The sequence below is a fragment of the Streptomyces sp. NPDC047130 genome (assembly GCF_040643475.1).
In the GTDB taxonomy this organism is placed as follows: Bacteria; Actinomycetota; Actinomycetes; order Streptomycetales; family Streptomycetaceae; genus Streptomyces.
Map to the genome: position 1 here is coordinate 1 of NZ_JBEYUK010000038.1, position 19,846 is coordinate 19,846.

Here is a 19,846-nt window from a genome sequence, read left to right on the forward strand (position 1 = left end):
TCGCCCTCCCGCTCGGCGGCGACGAGTCCGGGCAGGTCGGGCACCTCGGCCATCCGCACGCTGACCCGGCGCAGGCCGCTGACCCGGCGCAGGGAGGCGACGCTGTCGTCGGCGACGCAGCGGCCCTGGTCGATGATGACGACGCGTTCGGCGAGTTCCTCGACCTCGTCGAGGTAGTGGCTGGTCAGGACCACGGTGCCGCCGTCGGCGTGGAAGGCGCGGATGCCGTCCCAGAGGGCGCGGCGGGCCTCGACGTCGAGGCCGGTGGTGGGCTCGTCCAGGAACACCAGGTCGGGGCGGCCGACGAAGGCCAGCGCGATGGCGAGGCGGCGCTTCTGGCCGCCGGAGAGGCCGCCGACCTGCCGGTCGGCGAACTCGGTGATGCCGAACTGCTCCTGGAGCGCCTTCTTGTCGGCGGTGCGGGTGAAGTGCGCGCCGACGAAGTCCATCACCTCGGTGGCCTTGAGGGTGTCGGGCAGGCCGGTCTCCTGCGGGGTCATGCCCATCCGGCGGCGGGCCTCGACGTCCCGGGGGTCGCGGCCGAACAGCTCGATCCTGCCCTCGGTGGGTTTGCGCAGGCCGGTGAAGAGGTTGATGAGGGTGCTCTTGCCCGCGCCGTTGGGGCCGAGCAGGCCGATCAGCTGCCCGGCGGGTATGTCGAGCGAGATGCCGTTCACGGCCGTCGTCGTGCCGTAGCGCCGGGTGACCCCGATCGCACGGGCCAGTGGTTGGTCGGTCATCGGGGTTCCTCCATGGAACAGGTGCTTCCGGGCGTTCCCGGCGAGGCCGGCCGGGCTGTCGGTGGGGCGGGGTGCGCGGTGGTCATCGGGGCAGCTCTCCGATCCACCGATGGACCGCGCGGGCCGTGGTCCCGGCGTGCTCGGCCATCATCGTGAAGTGGTCGCCCGGCACGTCGACGACGTCGTCGGCGGCCTTCCAGGTGCTGCGCCAGTCGCGGCCGTCCGCGGGTTCGCGCAGCGGCTGCGAGGCGCGCAGCAGGAGAGTCGGGAACCGGGTGTCGGGGGACGGGTTCGTCCAGAACAGGTTCCCGTACCAGGCCATCGCGGTGAGACGGCTGTCGTCCATGGCGACGAACTGCTCGACCCGGTCGAAGACTCCCTCGGAGAGCTCGGTGTTCCACTCCACCATCAGTGGGTCGTCGAGAGCGTAGACGTCCGCGAGGATCAACGCAGCCGGGGCGGAGCCGAGTTCGGTCATCCGGACGGCCAGCCGGTGGGCCAGCAGCGCGCCTCCGGAGTGCCCGAAGAGGACGACGGGCGCGCCCTGGGCGTGGTCGAGGACGCCCTGCGCCTGCCAGTCGAGGGCGACCTCGGGGGTGGCGGGCAGCAGTTCGCCGCGGCCGTAGCCGAGGACGGGGACCGCGGCCACGCGGCGGGCGCCGCGCAGCGGTGCGGCGAGCCGGGCGAACTCGTGCGGGCCGCCGCCGGCCGTGAGGCCGCTGACGCAGACCAGCAGTTCGGGCGCGGGGCCGTCGGCGAGGGTGGTGAGCTGCGCAGGTCCGCCCGCCTCGGCCACGTCGTCGGCCGTGGGGCGGAACTTCGCGGTCTCGCCGACGAGTTCGAGGAACTCGTGGATCCGCCCGGTGCGCACGGCCTCCCGGTAGAGGGAGTCGAGCAGGCCGACCGGGTTGCGGTCGGTGGGCGAGATGCCGAGCACCGGGGCGGTCTCCGTCCCGGCCGGCGTGGCGCCGCCGCCCCCGGCCGTGCCCGCGGTGAGTTGGCGGGCGAGGGCGGCGGGTGTGGGGTGGTCGAAGACGACGGTTCCGGGCAGTGTCTGGCCCGTTTCCCGTTCGAGTGTCGAGCGGATCTCCAGCGCGGCCAGAGAATCGACGCCCAGTTCGAGGAAGGGGCGGTCGGCCGACACGGACGAGGTGTCGGCGTGGCCGAGCACGGTGGCGACGGTCGTGCGGACGAGGTCGAGCGCCGTCCGGTCGCGGTCGGGTCCGGTGAGTGCGGACCCGGCGCCCGTGGCGGGCGCGGGGGTGCGGGGGGTGGCGGACAGGGCGCGGACCTCGGGCAGTTCGTCGAAGAGCGGACGGTGCCGGGCCAGCGTGTAGGCGGGGTGGAAGCGTCCCCAGTCCACGTCGGCGACGACGGCGCAGGCCTCCGGCGCGGCGGCCGTCTCGCCGAGGGCGGTCCAGGCCGCCGCGGGTTCCATGGGGCGCAGGCCGTGGCGCGGGGCGGCCGGGTCCTCCTCTCCGGTCGCCCAGGGGCCGAAGGAGAGGGAGGTGGCGGGCAGGCCGAGGGAGCGGCGGTGCGCGGCGAGGGCGTCCATGCGGGCGCTCGCGGCGGACCGTGCGGCCGCTCCCGTGCCGCCCCAGACGCCGGTCACGGAGGAGATCAGCACGAACGCCTCCAGGCCGGGGGCGAGGCCGGCGGTCACCTCGTGCAGGACCTGGGCGCCGTCGGCGGCGGCCGAGGCGCGCAGCTCGTGGGGGCGCAGTTCCGTCCAGGGGGTGTCCGCCTCCGGGGTGACGGCGTGGACCACGGCGGTCAGCGGCCGGTCGGCGGGGATCGCCGCCAGTGCCTCGGCGACGGCGGCCGGGTCGGTGACGTCGGCGGCGACGAGGGTGACGTCGACGGGCAGGCCGGCGGCGAACTCGCGGGCGCCCGGCGCGTCGGCGCCGCGGCGGCCGAGCAGCACCAGGTGGTCGGCCCCGTGGGCGGCGAGCGCCGTGGCCAGGGCCCGGCCGCGGCGGCCGGTGCCGCCGGTGACGAGCACGGTGCCCGAGGGCTGCCAGGGCCGGGTGCCGGCGGGCTGCGCGGGGGCGGCGGTGACCCTGCGGGCCAGGGGGGTGGCGCGCAGGGCGATCTGGTCCTCGTCGGCGGTGCCGGCGGCGAGGAGCGCGGCGAGCCGTGGCGCGGTCCGCTCGTCGGGCTTCGCGGGCAGGTCCACCAGGCCGCCCCAGCGGTGCGGGGCCTCCAGGCTCAGGGTGCGGCCGAGGCCCCAGACGGCGGCGCGGGCCGGGTCGGGGTCGGGGTCGGCGGGGCCGGTGGCGACCGCGCCCGTGGTCACGCACCACAGGGGGGCGTCGGCCGCGACGTCGTCGAGTGCCTGGGCGAGGGCGAGGACGGCGGCCGGCTCGTCGGCCAGGCAGAGCACGCCCGCGATCGCGGGTGTCTCCTCGTGCGCCGTGCGCAGTGCCTCGGCGTGCGACCTGCGGCAGTCGCCGTCGGCGGGCAGCGTGGTGATCCGCATGCCCTGTCCGCGGAGTCCGGCGAGCAGGTCGTCCGTGTCCGGGTGCCCGGCGCCGACGGCGAGCCAGGCGCCCTGCGGCACGGCCCGGACCGGTTCGGGCAGGGGCTGCCAGGTCACCTGGTAGCGGCCGGTCCGTCCGTCCTCCCGCGCGGTGACGGGGTGCGGTGCGGGCCAGTAGCGGCGCCGCCGGAAGGCGTACGTCGGCAGGTCCGGGCGGGGTCCGGCGACGGGCCCGAGGAGGGCCTCCCAGTCGACGGGGACGCCGGCCGTGTGCAGCCGCGCGACCGCCGTGAGCAGGGCGACGGGCTCCCGTCGGCCGGAGCGCTGGAGCGCCACGGCGACGGGGTCGGTGGTGTCGTCGAGCGCGCGGGCGCGTTCCAGGGTCCGCTCCAGCGGGACGGTGAGCGCGGCGCCGGGTCCGATCTCGGCGAAGCGGGTCACGCCCCGGCCGAGGAGGGTGCCGACGGCGTCGGAGAAGCGGACGGTGGCGCGGATCTGCCGGACCCAGTACTGCGGGGTGGACATCGCGCCGTCGTCCTCGGCGCCGGTGACCGTGGACACCAGCGGGATGCGGGCGGGCCGGTACTCGAGGGTCGCGGCGACGGCGGCGAAGTCGTCCAGCACGGGGTCCATGTGCGGCGAGTGGAAGGCGTGCGAGACGTCCAGGGGGCGGATCCTGCGGCCGGTGCGCCGGCCCGTCTCGGCGAGTTCCGCCAGGGCGTCGGCGTCGCCGGAGAGGACGACCTCGTCTCGGGTGTTGACGGCGGCGACGGCCACGCGGTCCTCGTAGCCGGTGAGCGCGGCGCGCGCATCGGCCTCGGGCATCCGCACCGACATCATCGCGCCGCCCTCCGGCAGCGCGCCCATGAGCCGGGCCCGGGCGGCGACCAGGGTGCAGGCGTCGGCGAGCGTGAGGACGCCGGCGACGTGCGCGGCGGCGATCTCGCCGACGGAGTGCCCGGCCAGCCGGTCGGGGGTCAGGTTCCAGGACTCCAGCAGCCGGTAGAGGGCCACCTCGAAGGCGAACAGGGCGAGTTGGGTCCAGGCGGTGCGGCCGAGCGCGTCGGCGTCGTGGAGGACGACGTCGCGCAGCGGGCGCTCCAGGTCCGGGTCGAGGTGGGCGCAGACCGCGTCGAAGGCGTCGGCGAACACCGGGTGGGTCTCGTACAGTTCGCCGCCCATGCCGGCGCGCTGGGCGCCCTGGCCGGAGAAGACGAAGGCGAGGTCGCCGCTCGCGGCGACGCCGCGCACCACCTCGGCCGCCGTGCCGGTGCCGGCGTCCGTGACGCCCGTGCCGGCGAGCTGGGCGAGGCCGCGGCGCAGCCCGTCGGCGTCCGCCGCCAGGACGACGGCCCGGTGCTCCAGTCCGGCCCGCGCGGTGGCGAGCCGGTGGGCGGCGGCGCGCAGGTCGAGCGTGGCGCCGGTGCGGTCGAGATGCGAGCGGAGCCGGTCGGCCTGGGCCCGCAGCGCGTCCTCGGAGCGGCCGGAGACGGGCCAGGCCAGGAGGGGGGCGGCGGTGTCCGGTGCGTCGGCCGGCGGGGTGACCGGCGGCGCCGGCTCACGGGGGGCCTCCTCGACCAGGACGTGCGCGTTGGTGCCGCTGATCCCGAACGAGGACACGCCGGCCCTGCGCGCGTGGCCGGTCTCCGGCCAGGGCCGGTCCTCGGTGAGCAGCGACACGGCGCCCGCGGACCAGTCCACGTGCGGCGTCGGCTCGTCCACGTGCAGCGTCCGCGGCAGCTTTCCGTGACGCATCGCCTGCACCATCTTGATGACACCGGCGACGCCCGAAGCGGCCTGGGTGTGACCGATGTTGGACTTCACCGAGCCCAGGTACAGCGGCTCCTCACGGTCCTGCCCGTACGTCGCCAGCAGCGCCTGCGCCTCGATCGGGTCCCCCAGCCTGGTGCCGGTGCCGTGCGCCTCCACCGCGTCGACCTCGGACGCCTGCAGCCCGGCGGCGGCCAGCGCGGCCCGCACCACCCGCTGCTGCGCCGGACCGTTCGGCGCGGTCAGACCGTTCGACGCACCGTCCTGGTTGACCGCGGAGCCCCGCACCACGCCGAGCACCTCGTGCCCGTTGCGGCGCGCGTCCGACAGCCGCTCCAGCAGCAGCAGACCCACACCCTCGCCCCAGCCCGTGCCGTCCGCGGCAGCCGCGAACGCCTTGCACCGGCCGTCCGACGCCAGACCGCCCTGGCGGCCGAACTCGGCGAACACGGCGGGCGAGGGCATCACGGTGACACCGCCGGCGAGGGCCATGGAGCACTCCCCCGTGCGGATCGACTGGGCGGCCAGGTGCAGCGCCACCAGCGACGACGAGCACGCCGTGTCGACGGTGACGGCCGGCCCCTCCAGGCCGAAGGTGTAGGAGATCCGGCCGGACAGGACGCTGTTGGAGGTACCGGTCATGGCGTGGCTCTCGGAGCCCTCCGGCAGGACGCCGGTCATGGCGTAGCCCGCGGCGGACGCGCCGACGAAGACGCCGACGCGCGTGCCCCGGACGGCGGTCGGGGCGATGCCGCCACGCTCCAGCAGCTCCCAGGAGGCTTCGAGGAGCACCCGCTGGTGCGGGTCCATGGCGACGGCCTCGCGGGGCGAGATGCCGAACAGGTCCGCGTCGAACTCCGTGGCGTCGTGCAGGAATCCGCCCTCGGGGGTGAACCCGCCGGCTCCCGACAGGTCCCAGCCACGGTCCACGGGGAACGGCGACATGGCGTCGGTCCCGGCCGCGACCAGCTCCCACAGGCCCTCCGGGGAGTCGGCGCCGCCGGGGTAGCGGCAGCTCATCGAGACGATGACGACCGGGTCGTCGGTGTCGGCGACCGCGGTGGCCGGTCCTCCCGCGGGTGCGGCGCCCGGTTCCAGGAGGCCGAGCCGGGAGAGCAGTTCGGCGGCTGCCGCGCGCGGGGTGGGGTGGTCGAACACCAGGGACGCCTGGAGCCGCAGGCCGGTCGCCGCGGCCAGGCCGTCGCGGACGCGGAGCGCGGTGAGGGAGTCGATGCCGAGCCCGGTGAAGACCTCGTCGGGGTCGACGGCCTCGGGGCCCGCGTGGCCGAGCACCCCGGCGACCACGGTGCGCACCAGGTCGGACAGGACGCGGGCGCGGTCGGCGGGGAGGGCGGCCTCGAGCCGGGCGCGCAGTTCCTCGTGACCGACGCGCGTGTCGCCGGCCGGCGAGGGACCGTCCGCCCGGGCGTCGGCCGCCTCCGGCAGGTCGGTCAGCAGCGGGCTCGGGCGGCGCAGGGTGAACGACGGCGCGAAACGGCCCCAGTCGACGTCGGCGACCACGCCCGTGGCGCGGCCGGAGTCCACGGCGGCGGACAGCGCGGTCAGGCACAGGGCGGGCGGCATGGCGGTGATGCCCCGGTCGCGCAGGTAGTCCCCGGCGTCCCGGTCGGCGGCCATGCCGCTGCCGCCCCAGGCGCCCCACGCCACGGACGTGGCGGTCCGGCCGCGGGCCCGGCGTCGCTCGGCGAGCGCGTCGAGGGCCGCGTTGGCGGCGGAGTACGCGGCCTGCCCGCCGCTGCCCCAGACCCCGGCGATCGAGGAGAACAGCACGAACAGGTCAGCCTTCTCCTCCAGCAGGGCGTCCAGGTGGAGCGCGCCGAGGACCTTGGCCCGGGCGGCCTCGGCGACCTCGGCCGGGGAGGTGTCGGCCAGCGGCACGGTGGCCGCGACGCCGGCGGTGTGGACGACGCCGGTGACCGGGTGTCCGGCGAGCAGCGCGGCGAGTGCGTCGCGGTCGGCGACGTCGCAGGCGACGAGGGTCGCCGCCGCTCCCAGCTCGGCCAGCTCGGCGACCAGCTCGTCGGCGCCGGCGGCCCGGGGGCCGGAACGGCTGACGAGGACCAGGTCGGTGACCCCGCGTTCGGCGGCGAGCCAGCGGGCGACCTCGCGGCCGAGCGCGCCGGTCCCGCCGGTGACGAGTACCGGTCCGCCGGGCGACCACGGCTCGGTGACCGGGTGGGGCTCCGGGGCGGCGCGGCGTACCCGCCGGGCGAAGACGCCGGACGGCCGCACCGCCAACTGGTCCTCGTCCCCGGCGGCCCCGGCGAGGACCGTGCCGAGCCGGGCGGCGGACCGGTCGCCGGTCGTGGACAGGTCGATCAGTCCGCCCCAGAGGGCGGGGTGTTCCAGGGCGGCGCTGCGGCCGAGGCCCCACAGCGTGGCCTGGGCGTGGCTCACCTCGCCGTCGGCGCGGCCCACGGCGACCGCGCCGCGGGTGAGGCACCACAGGGGTGCGCCGGAGCCGGCGTCGCCGAGCGCCTGCAGCAGGGTGACCGTGTCGCCGGTTCCGGTGGGCAGCGCCGCGCCCTCGGGGTGTGGGCGCTCGTCGAGCCCCAGCAGGGAGAGCACGCCGGTGAGACCGTCCGTCTCGGGCAGCGCGGCGGCGAGTTCGGCACGGTTCGCGCCGGCGGGGACGGTGACCTCGGTGACGTCCGCCCGGGCGAGCGCGGTCCGCACGGTCGCGATGTCCGCCTCCGCCCCGGACGACGGGAGGACCAGCAGCCAGCGGCCGGCCGGTGCGGTGGACGGCAGCCCGACCAGGGGGGTCCACGCCACGTCGTAGCGCCAGGAGGCGACGGCGGTCTCCTGGCGGCGCCCCTGCCGCCAGGCGGTCAGGGCGGGCAGCACCTGGGCGAGGTCCGGCGCGTCGATGCCGAGGGTTCTGGCGACGGCCTCCGTGTCACCGCTCTCGACGCCGCCCCAGAACGCCTCCTCCACCGGATCGGCGCCCGCCTGGGCCTCCGCTCCGGCGGCCTGACGTTCGACCGGGGTGGGCCAGTAGCGCTCACGCGCGAAGGCGTAGGTGGGGAGGTCGACGGGCCGGGCTTCGGGCAGGACGGTGGCCCAGTCGACGGGGACACCGGCGACGTGTGCCTCGGCGAGCGCGGTCAGCCAGCGCGTCGCGTCACCGCGGTCGCGGTGCAGGGACGCCAGGGTGACGCCGGGGAGCCCGGACGCCTCCAGGGTCTGCTCCATGCCGGGGGTCAGCACCGGATGCGGGCTGCACTCCAGGAACACGGACCGGCCGTCGGCCAGCAGCGCTTCGGTCGCCTCGCCGAACCGGACCAGGGAGCGGAGGTTGTCGTACCAGTACTCCGCGCCCATCTCCGCGGTATCGATCCGGCTCCCGGTCAGCGACGAGTACAGCGGGACCGCCGACGACACCGGCTTGATCGGGGCGAGCTCGGTGAGGATCTGCTCCCGCAGCTCCTCCACCTGCACCGAGTGCGAGGCGTAGTCCACGGGAATCCGGCGGGCGCGCACGCCCCGCTCCTCACACGCCGTCATCAGCGCGTCCAGCGCCTCCGGCTCACCGGAAACCACCGTCGAGCCCGGGCCGTTGACCGCGGCCACCGAGACCCGGCCGTCGAAGCCGGCCACCAGCTCACCGGCGACGTCCGAACCCGCGGCCAGCGACACCATGCCCCCGCGTCCGGCCAGAGCCCGCAGGGCGCGGGAACGCAGCGCCACCACACGCGCGCCGTCCCCGACGGACAGGCCACCGGCGACCACGGCTGCGGCGATCTCACCCTGCGAGTGCCCGACCACCGCAGACGGGACCACACCGGCCGACCGCCACAGCTTGGCCAGGGACACCATCAGCGCCCACAGCACCGGCTGGACCACATCGACGCGGCCCCACAGGCCCTCGTCCTCGCTCTCCAGCACCTCCCACAACGACCAGTCCACGAACGGCTCCAACGCCGCCGCGCACTCCTCCAAAGCCTCCCGGAACACCGGCGACCACACCGCCAGCTCCCGGCCCATCCCCAGCCACTGCGACCCCTGACCCGGGAACACCAGCACCGGCGCGCCCTGGCCCGAGCCGCGCACGCTGGTGACCACGCCGGGCACCTCACGGCCCTCGGCCAGCGCCTCGAGCCCCCGCCGGAAGTCGTCCAGGTCGGAACCCAGCACCACCGCACGGTGACCGAGGGCCGCACGCGTGGTCGCCAGCGAGAAGCCGATCTCACCGGCCGTCGCCCCACCAGCGTCGGCGTCCTCGACATGGGCCAGCAGACTCGCCGCCTGCCCCCGCAACGCCTGCTCCGTACGACCCGACACCACCCACGGCACCGGACCGGAAGTGTCCAGCTCCGTCGCCTCGGCGGCGGTTTCGTCAGCCTGCGGCGCGGCCTCGATGATCACGTGGGCGTTGGTGCCGCTCACGCCGAACGAGGACACGCCGGCCCGGCGCGGGCGGTCGGCCTCCGGCCACGGGCGCGTCCGCGTCAGCAGTTCGACGACTCCCGCCGACCAGTCCACGTGCGGCGTCGGCTCGTCGACGTGCAGGGTGGCCGGCAGCACGCCGTGGCGCATCGCCTCGACCAGCTTGATGACTCCGGCGACGCCCGCGGCGGCCTGCGTGTGGCCGATGTTGGACTTCACCGACCCCAGGTACAGCGGCTCCTCACGGTCCTGCCCGTAGGTGGCGAGGAGCGCCTGCGCCTCGATCGGGTCGCCCAGCTTGGTGCCGGTGCCGTGCGCCTCCACCACGTCCACGTCGGCCGCGGTCAGTCGCGCCGCGTCCAGCGCGGCGCGGATCACCCGTTCCTGCGACGGGCCGTTCGGCGCGGTCAGCCCGTTCGACGCGCCGTCCTGGTTGACGGCCGTGCCGCGCACGACCGCGAGCACGCGGTGCCCGTTGCGCACCGCGTCCGAGAGCCGCTCCACCAGCAGCACGCCGACGCCCTCGCCCCAGCCCGTGCCGTCGGCGTCCGAGGAGAACGCCTTGCAGCGGCCGTCGGTGGAGAGCGCGCCCTGGGTGCTGAATTCGACGAAGGTGCCGGGAATCGGCATCACGGTGACGCCGCCGGCCAGTGCCATGGAGCACTCGCCGTTGCGCAGCGACTGCGCCGCCAGGTGCAGGGCGACCAGCGACGACGAGCACGCCGTGTCCACGCTGAGCGCCGGTCCCCGCAGGCCGAAGGTGTAGGAGATGCGGCCGGACAGCACGCTGGCGGTGTTGCCGGTGCCCAGGTGGCCCTCGGTGGCGGCCTCGGAGCCGAGCAGCAGGGCGGCGTAGTCCTGGCCGTTGGTGCCCGCGAACACGCCGGTGTCGCTGCCGCCGACGGAGGTCGGGTCGATGCCGGCCCGTTCGAACGCCTCCCAGGAGGCCTGGAGCAGCAGCCGCTGCTGCGGGTCCATCGCCAGCGCCTCACGGGGCGAGATGTTGAACAGGCCCGCGTCGAAGTCGGCGACGTCGTCGAGGAATCCGCCCGCGCGGCTGGAGGAGAGGCCGTCGGGGCCGAGCAGGGCCTCGAGGTCCCAGCCCCGGTCCGCCGGGAAGTCGCCCATCGCGTCGGTTCCGGAGGCCACCAGGTCCCACAGCGCTTCGGGCGAGTCCACCCCGCCGGGGAAGCGGCAGGCCATGCCGATGATGGCGATGGGCTCGTCCGTGGCCGTCCGGGGGCCGCCCTGGGCGGGGCGGGCCGCGGAGGCCGGTGCCCCGGACAGCAGGGTGACCAGGTGGGCGGCGAGGGCCGCGGGGGTCGGGAAGTCGAAGACCAGGCCGGCCGGGAGGGTGAGGCCGGTCCGGGAGGACAGCAGGTTGCGCAGCTCCAGGGCGGTCAGGGAGTCGAAGCCGAGGTCGTGGAAGGCGCGTTCGCGGTTCACGGCCCCGGGCGTGCCGTGGCCGAGGACGGCCGCGACGGCCTCGAGGACGAGGTTCTCGGCGCCGCGCGCCAGCTCGGCGGCGTCCGCGCCGGGGGCGGCGAGCACGGCGGGACCGGTGTCCTCGACCGCGCGGACGACCGGGGCGGCCTCGGGGAGTTCGGCGAACAGCCTGCTGGGCCGGACCGCGGTGAAACCGGGGGTGAACCGGTCCCAGTCGATGTCGGCGACGACGAGGGCGCCGTCCCGCTGGGCCAGGGCGGTGGCCAGGGCGTCCAGCGCCCGGTCCTCGGGCATGGCGGGCAGTCCGCCGCGGGCCAGCCGGGCCGCGGCGGCCGGGTCGGCGGCCATGCCGGCTCCGGCCCAGGCGCCCCAGGCGAGGGCGGTGCCGGGCAGGCCCCGGGCGCGCCGGCTCTCCACCAGGGCGTCGAGGTGCGCGTTGGCGGCCGCGTAGGGGCCCTGTCCGGCGCTGCCGATGACGCCCGCGACGGACGAGAAGACGACGAAGTCGGTGAGTTCACCGGAGAGTTCGTCGAGGAGGTCGGCGGAGTGGGCCTTGGCGTCGAGGACGGCGGCGAGCCGTTCGGGCGTCAGCGTGTCGAGCACACCGTCGTCGACGATCCCGGCGGCGTGCACGACGGTGGTCACCGGGTGGCGTTCCAGGAGTCCGGCCACCGCCTCCCGGTCGCTCAGGTCGCAGGCGACGACGACGGCGGTGCACCCGCGCTCGGCGAGGTCCGCGACGAGCTCGGACGCGCCCGGTGCGGCGGGGCCGCGCCGGCTCGCCACGACGAGGCGGGTGGAGCCCCGGTCGGCGAGCAGGCGGGCGACCTTGCCGCCCAGCGCGCCGGTGCCGCCGGTGACCAGGGCCGCGCCGTCGGTGCGCCACTCGGCGGGCCGGGTGGGGCCGTCCGTGGCGCCGGGGGCCCGCCTGAGCCGGCGGACGTGGATGCCGGTCGGCCGGACGGCCGCCTGGTCCTCGCCCGCGTCCCCGGCCAGCAGCTGGGCCAGGCGTTCGGCCGCGCGGTGGTCGAGGCGCTCCGGCACGTCGACCAGGCCGCCCCAGCGGTCGGGGTTCTCGAGCGCGGCGACCCGGCCGAGTCCCCACAGCTGGGCCGCGGCGGGCAGGCACTCGTCGCCCGGCACGGCCGCGACCGCGCCGGTGGTGAGGCACCACAGCGGTGCGGCGAGTCCGGCGTCCCCGTGTGCCTGGACGACCAGCAGCAGCTCGGCGGTGGTGCGCACGCGGGCGAGCACCCCGGTGACGGGGCGGCCGGCGTCGGCGGCGGCCGACGCCAGTTCGGCCATGCGGGCGCCGCACCGGGCGCGGTCCGTGCCGAGGTCCGTCATCTCGACCACGTCGGCGCCCGCGGCACGCAGGCCCTCGGTGAGCCCGTCGGGGACGTCGTCGCCGGCGACCAGGAGCCAGGTGCCGCTCAGCCGCAGGTGGCGGTCGGTGAGCGGGGCCCAGCCGACGCGGTAGCGCCAGGCGTCGGTGGTGGCCTTGTGCCGGCTCCGCTCCCGCCAGGCGGCGAGGGCGGGCAGGACGGTGCCGAGGCCCTCCCGCTGGTCGTCGTCGAGGCTCAGGGCCCCGGCCACGGCATCGGCGTCGGCCGAGTCCACGGCCGACCAGAACTCCCGCTCGGCCGGGTTCTCCACCGTGACGGGGCGGGGCAGGCCGGGAGTGGGCCAGTGCCGTCGGCGGGCGAAGGGGTAGGTGGGCAGCGCGATCCGGGTGCCGCCGAACGGGGCCAGGTAGGCCGCCCAGTCCACCGGGACGCCGCGGGTGTGCAGCCGGGCCAGCGCGCGGACCAGGGTGGCGGCCTCGGGCCGGTCCGCGCGCAGGGCGGGCACCGCGGCCGGACCGTCGGCCTGCTCGGTCACCAGGGCGGAGAGCACCGCGGCAGGGCCCAGCTCGAGCGCCGTGCGGACCCCGCCGAGGGAGGCGATCGCGTCGGCGAACCGGACGGGCTCGCGGATCTGCCCCACCCAGTAGTCGGGGGTCGCCAGGTCGCCGGGCGCCGTGGTCACGACCGGGACGGTCGGGGCGCGGTAGGTCAGCGACTTCGCGACCTCCGCGAACTCCGCCTGCATGGGTTCCATCAGGTGGGAGTGGAAGGCGTGCGAGACGGTGAGCCGCTTGACGCGTACGCCGTCGGAGCGCAGGCGCTGCTCAAGAGTGTCGATCGCGTCGGCGTCGCCCGAGACCGTGATCGAGGTCGGGCCGTTGACGGCCGCCAGGTCGACACCGTCGGGCAGTTCCAGCCCCTCCTCGGCGGCCTCGACGGCCAGCATCGCGCCGCCCTCGGGCAGCGCGTCCATCAGCCGGCCGCGCGCGGACACCAGCCGGCACGCGTCGTCCAGCGACAGCACGCCCGCGCAGTGCGCCGCCGCGAGCTCGCCGATCGAGTGGCCGACCAGCACGTCCGGGGTCACACCCCACGACTCCACCAGCCGGAACAGCGCCACCTCGACGGCGAACAAGGCGGGCTGCGTGTACACCGTCCGCGCCAGCAGCTCCGTGTCGTCCCCGAACACCACGTCGCGCAGCGGGAGTTCGAGGTCGACGCGGGCGCACACCGCGTCGAAGGCGTCCGCGAACACCGGGAACGCCTCGTAGAGCTCACGGCCCATCCCGACCCGCTGCGCGCCCTGGCCCGAGAACAGCAGGGCCAGGCCGCCGTGGACCACCTGGTCCTGGACCACGTCCTGCGGCTGCTCACCGGCGGCGAGGGCCGTCAGCGCGGCGGTGTGGTCGTCGAGGACCACCGCACGGTGGTCCAGGTCGGCGCGTGTGGTGACCAGGGTGTGGGCCAGGTCGGCGAGTTCCGCCCCGACCCCGGCGAGCCGGCCGGCCTGCCGGGCGAGGGCGTCCGGCGTGGCGCCGGACAGCGGGACGGGCAGCGGGACGGAGAGCGGGAGCTCCGGGTGCTCGGGCCTGCGCGGGGAGTCGGCGGGGACGTCGGCCGGCTCCGGGGCCTCCAGGATGGTGTGCGCGTTGGTGCCGCTGATGCCGAACGACGACACGGCCGCGCGCCGGGGGCGGTCCGCCCGCGGCCACGGGCGGTTCTCGGTGAGCAGTTCCACGGCGCCCGCCGACCAGTCGACCTCCGGGGTCGGCGCGTCGACGTGCAGCGTCTTCGGCAGCTCGCCGTGCCGGAGCGCCATGACGGCCTTGATGACGCCGACGACGCCGGCGGCGGCCTGCGTGTGCCCGATGTTGGACTTGACCGACCCCAGGTACAGGGGACGGTCGGCCTCCCGGCCCTGGCCGTAGGTGGCCAGCAGCGCCTCGGCCTCGATCGGGTCGCCGAGCCGGGTGCCGGTGCCGTGCGCCTCCACCACGTCCACGTCGGAGGGCTCGAGCCCCGCCGACGCCAGTGCGGCGCGGATGACCCGCTGCTGCGCGGGGCCGTTCGGCGCGGTGAGCCCGTTGGAGGCGCCGTCGGAGTTGACGGCGCTGCCGCGGACCACCGCGAGCACCTCGTGTCCGTTGCGGCGCGCGTCCGAGAGCCGCTCGACGAGCAGCACGCCCACGCCCTCGCCCCAGCCCGTTCCGTCGGCGTCCGAGGAGAACGCCTTGCAGCGGCCGTCGGCGGCCTGGCCGCGCTGCTTGCTGAACTCGGCGAAGACGGACGGCAGGGAGATCACGTTGACGCCGCCGACCAGGGCCAGGTCGGACTCCCGGTGGCGCAGCGACTGGCAGGCCAGGTGGAGGGCCACCAGGGAGGAGGAGCAGGCGGTGTCGACGGTGACCGCGGGGCCCTCCAGGCCGAAGGCGTAGGCGACGCGGCCCGAGAGCACGCTGGGGGATCCGCCGGTGACCAGGTAGCCGCTGCCCGCCTCGGGGTCCGCCGCGAGCACGGTCAGGTAGTCCTGGCCGCCGGAGCCGGCGTACACCGCCGTCCGTGTTCCGGCGAGGGAGCGGGGGTGGATGCCGGCGCGCTCCAGGACCTCCCAGGAGGCTTCGAGGAGCAGCCGCTGCTGCGGGTCCATGGCCAGCGCCTCGCGCGGGGAGATGCCGAACAGGTCGGCGTCGAAGGCGGTGGCGTCGGGGAGGAATCCGCCCGTGCGCGGGTAGTCGGCGCCGGGCGCGTCGAGGTCCCAGCCGCGGTCGGCGGGGAAGGGGCCCATCGCGTCGGTTCCGGACCGGACGAGTTCCCACAGGTCTTCCGGGGAGCGGACGCCGCCGGGGAAGCGGCAGGCCATGCCGACGAGGACGATCGGGTCGTCGTCCGCCCCGTCGGCGTCGGCGCGTGCGGGGACCGCGGGAGCCGCGGGCTCGGCTGCCGCCGTGGTGCTCTCTCCGGTGATCTGGGCGGCGAGGAAGCGGGAGAGGGCGAGCGGGCTGGGGTGGTCGAAGACGAGGGTGGCGGACATGCGCAGGCCGGTGGTGAAGGTCAGGCGGTTGCGCAGTTCGACGGCGCCCGCCGAGGTGAGCCCCAGTTCGCCGAAGGCGCGTCCGGGCTCCACCTCGGAGGCGGAGTCGTGGCCGAGCACCAGCGCCACCTGGTCACGGACCAGGTCGAGCAGGAACCTGTTGCGTTCCGCCTCCGAGGCCCCGGCCAGTCGCTGGGCCGGGGGCAGGTCCTCCTGCTCGGCGGCGGGGCCGCCCTGGGCCGTGTTCTGTTCGGCGGCCTGACGGAGCGCGCGGACGTCGGGCAGTTCGTCGAGGAGCCGGCTGGGGCGGGTCGCGGTGAAGAACCAGGAGAAGACCTCCCAGCGGATGTCGGCGAGGAGGAGGGTGGTCTCGTCCCGTTCCAGGGCCGTGCGCAGGCCCGCCAGGGCGTGTGCGGGCTCCATGCGGAGGATGCCGTGGCGTTCGAGCACGTCGCCGAAGGTGCCGTCGGCCATGCCGGCGCCCGCCCATGAGCCCCAGGCCACGGAGGTCGCGGTGAGGCCCTGGGCGCGGCGGTACTGCGCGAAGGAGTCCAGGAAGGCGTTGCCGGGGGCGTAGTTGCCCTCGCCGGCCGAGCCGAAGACGCCGGCCAGGGACGAGAACAGCACGAAGGCCGAGAGGTCCAGGTGCGCGGTGAGGTGGTGCAGGTTGAGGGCGCTGGCGACCTTGGCGCGCAGGGCGGTCTCGACGCGGTCCGGGGTGAGCGAGTCCACGATGCTGGAGTCGACGACTCCGGCGGCGTGGAAGACGGCGGTCAGCGGGCGCTCGGCGGGCAGGTCCGCGAGGACGGCCGCGAGCGCGTCCCGGTCGGCGGCGTCCACCGCGGCCACGGTGACCTCGGTGCCCGACTCCCGCAGCTCGGCGGTGAGTTCGGCCGCGCCGGGGGCGTCGGGGCCGCGCCGGCTGAGCAGGAGCAGGTGCTCGGCACCCGAGGCGGCGAGCCAGCGGGCGACGTGCGCGCCCACGCCACCGGTGCCGCCGGTGACGAGCACGGTGCCGGACGACTGCCAGGTGCGGCCGGGCGGTGCCGGCTCGGCCCGGCGCAGGCGCGGCACGAAGACCCCGGTGGGGCGGATCGCCGTCTGGTCGTCGCCGGTGCCGGCGAGGACGGCCGCCAGGCGGGACATGGCGCGCGGTTCGGGGTCGGCGGGCAGGTCGACCAGGCCGCCCCACTGGGTGTACTCGTGGGCGGCGACCCGGCCGAGCCCCCAGGTCAGCGCCTGTGCCGGACGGGTGACGGTGTCCCCGGGCCCGGCGGCGACGGCGCCGGACGTGGCGCACCACAGACGCACCGCCTCACCGCTGTCGTGCACGGCGTGCAGCAGGGTGATGCCGGCGGCGAACCCGGCCGGGGTGGCGGGGTGGCCGGGTGCGGGGTCCTCGGCGAGGGCGAGCAGCGACAGCACGCCGTCCGCGCCGCGCAGCCGCTCGGCGAGGGCGGCACGCTCGTCATCGGGGGTCACGGTGAGCAGTTCGGGGGCGGCGCCCGCCTCTTCGAGGGCCGCGACGACGGCGGTAGTCAGCGGGTGGGTGCGGTGGTCCGGGTGCACGGCCACCATCCAGCGGCCGTCGAGCCGCCCGGCGGGGAGCTGTGCGGGGGTCCACGTGGTCCGGTAGTGCCAGCTCTCGGCGCGGCTCCGTTCCCGGTCGCGCCGGTGCCAGGAGGAGAGCGCGGACAGGGCCTCGGCGAGCGGGGTCCGGCCGCTGACGTCCAGCATCCGCTGGAGGGCGGGGAGGTCCTCGTTCTCGACGGCGGACCAGAACCAGTCCTGCGCGCCGTCGGACGTGGGCAGTTCGGGCTCGACGGTGTCGAGCCAGTAGCGGCGCCGCTGGAAGGCGTAGGTGGGGAGGTCGACGGGCCGGGCTTCCGGCAGGACGGTGGCCCAGTCGACGGGGACACCGGCGACGTGGGCCTCGGCGAGCGCGGTCAGCCAGCGCGTCGCGTCACCGCGGTCGCGGTGCAGGGACGCCAGGGTGACGCCGGGGAGCCCGGACGCCTCCAGGGTCTGCTCGATGCCGGGGGTCAGCACCGGGTGCGGGCTGCTCTCCAGGAACACGGTCCGGCCGTCGGCCAGGAGTGCTTCGGTCGCGTCGCCGAACCGGACCAGGGAGCGGAGGTTGTCGTACCAGTACTCGGCGCCCATGTCGGCGGTGTCGATCCGACCGCCCGTCAGCGACGAGTACAGGGGGATCGTCGACGACACGGGCGTGATCGGGGCGAGGTCGGTGAGGATCTGCTCCCGCAGCTCCTCCACCTGCACCGAGTGCGAGGCGTAGTCCACCGGTATCCGGCGGGCGCGCACGCCCCGCTCCTCACACGCCGTCATCAGCGCGTCCAGCGCCTCCGGCTCACCCGACACGACCGTCGAGCCGGGGCCGTTGACCGCGGCCACGGACACCCGGCCTTCGGAGGCCGCCACCAGCTCCTCCGCGATGTCCGAGCCGGCGGCCAGGGACACCATGCCCCCGCGTCCCGCCAGAGCCCGCAGCGCACGCGAACGCAGCGCCACCACACGCGCCCCGTCCGACAAGGTCAGACCACCCGCCACGACCGCGGCGGCGATCTCGCCCTGCGAGTGCCCCACCACCGCAGACGGGACCACACCGGCCGACCGCCACAGCTTCGCCAGGGACACCATCAGCGCCCACAACACCGGCTGGACCACATCGACGCGGCCCCACAGGCCCTCGTCCTCGCTCTCCAGCACCTCCCACAACGACCAGTCCACGAACGGCTCCAACGCCGCCGCGCACTCCTCCAACGCCTCCCGGAACACCGGCGACCACACCGCCAGCTCCCGGCCCATCCCCAGCCACTGCGACCCCTGCCCCGGGAACACCAGCACCGGCGCGCCCTGGCCCGAGCCGCGCACGCTGGTGACCACGCCGGGCACCTCACGGCCCTCGGCCAGCGCCTCGAGCCCCCGCCGGAAGTCGTCCAGGTCGGAACCCAGCACCACCGCACGGTGACCGAGGGCCGCACGCGTCGTCGCCAGCGAGAAGCCGATCTCACCGACCGTCGCCCCACCAGCGTCGGCGTCCTCGACATGGGCCAGCAGACTCGCCGCCTGCCCCCGCAACGCCTGCTCCGTGCGACCCGACACCACCCACGGCACCGGACCGGAGACGTTCGACCGGGAAGCGTCGGCGGGCGCGTCGGCGGCGGACGCGGCGGGTTCGGCAGGTTCGGCGGGGCGGTACTCCTCCAGGATCACGTGGGCGTTGGTGCCGCTCACGCCGAACGAGGAGACGCCGGCCCGACGCGGCTCCTCGCCTTCGGGCCAGTCACGCGCCTCCGTCAGCAGTTCCATCGAACCCGCCGACCAGTCCACGTGCGGCGTCGGCTCGTCCACGTGCAGGGTGGCCGGCAGCACGCCGTGGCGCATCGCCTCCACCATCTTGATCACACCGCCGACACCGGCGGCGGCCTGCGAGTGCCCGATGTTGGACTTCAGCGACCCCAGGTAGGCCGGCCGTCCGTCCGGCCGTCCCTGGCCGTAGGTGGCGAGCAGCGCCTGGGCCTCGATCGGGTCGCCGAGGGTCGTGCCGGTGCCGTGCGCCTCCACCACGTCCACGTCGGCCGCGGTCAGTCGCGCCGCGTCCAGCGCGGCACGGATCACCCGTTGCTGCGAGGGTCCGTTGGGCGCCGTCAGCCCGCTGGAGGCGCCGTCCTGGTTGACGGCCGTGCCGCGCACGACCGCGAGCACGCGGTGCCCGTTGCGCACCGCGTCCGAGAGCCGCTCCACCAGCAGCACGCCGACGCCCTCGGCCCAGCCCGTGCCGTCGGCGTCCGAGGAGAACGCCCGGCAGCGGCCGTCGGTGGAGAGCGCGCCGGACATGCCGAAGTCGATGAAGGTGTTGGGGGTGATCATGACGGTGACGCCGCCCGCCAGCGCCAGGGAGCACTCACCGCTGCGCAGGGACCGCACCGCCAGGTGGAGGGCGACCAGGGAAGAGGAACACGCCGTGTCCACCGTCAGCGCGGGGCCCTCCAGGCCGAGGGTGTAGGACACCCGGCCGGAGACGACGCTGCCGCTGCTGCCGGTGCCCAGGTGTCCGGCGACCTCCTCGGGGACGGACAGGGCCCGGGACGCGTACTCGTTGTACATGACGCCGGTGAAGACGCCCGTGCGGCTGCCGCGCAGGGACAGCGGGTCGATGCCGGCCCGTTCCACCGCCTCCCAGGAGGTCTCGAGCACCAGGCGCTGCTGCGGGTCCATCGCCAGTGCCTCGCGCGGCGAGATGTTGAAGAGCGACGGATCGAAGTCGGCGAGGCCCTCGATGAAGCCGCCCTCGCGGGTGAACTCGACTCCGGCGGCGGCCCCGGCGTCGAAGGGCGCCATGTCCCAGCCCCGGTCCACGGGGAAGCCGGAGACGGCGTCGACGCCGTCCCGTACGACGCGCCACAGGTCCTCGGGCGAGGCGACGCCGCCGGGGTAGCGGCAGGCCATGCCGACGATGGCGATGGGCTCGCGCTCGGCCGACTCCGCGGCGCGCAACCGTCGCCGCACCGCGGCGAGGTCGGCGGTGGCCCGCTTCAGGTAGTCCCGCAGCTTGTCCTCGGTGGATGCGGCACGTGCGCCGGCTGTCGTGTCCTGCACGGCC

At 76.1% G+C, this 19,846-nt stretch carries 2 protein-coding genes; both read right to left on the reverse strand.

Annotated features, from left to right (window positions below; genetic code table 11):
* A partial coding sequence (locus ABZ836_RS28490; protein WP_361146893.1) for an ABC transporter ATP-binding protein occupies nt 1-740 on the reverse strand: 740 nt, incomplete at its 3' end.
* Between the two features lie 82 nt (nt 741-822).
* Nucleotides 823-19,842: a type I polyketide synthase gene (locus tag ABZ836_RS28495; RefSeq protein ID WP_361146896.1), complete on the reverse strand. Its 19,020-nt coding sequence runs from the start codon at nt 19,840-19,842 to the stop codon at nt 823-825.
* Nucleotides 19,843-19,846: the final 4 nt, after the last annotated feature.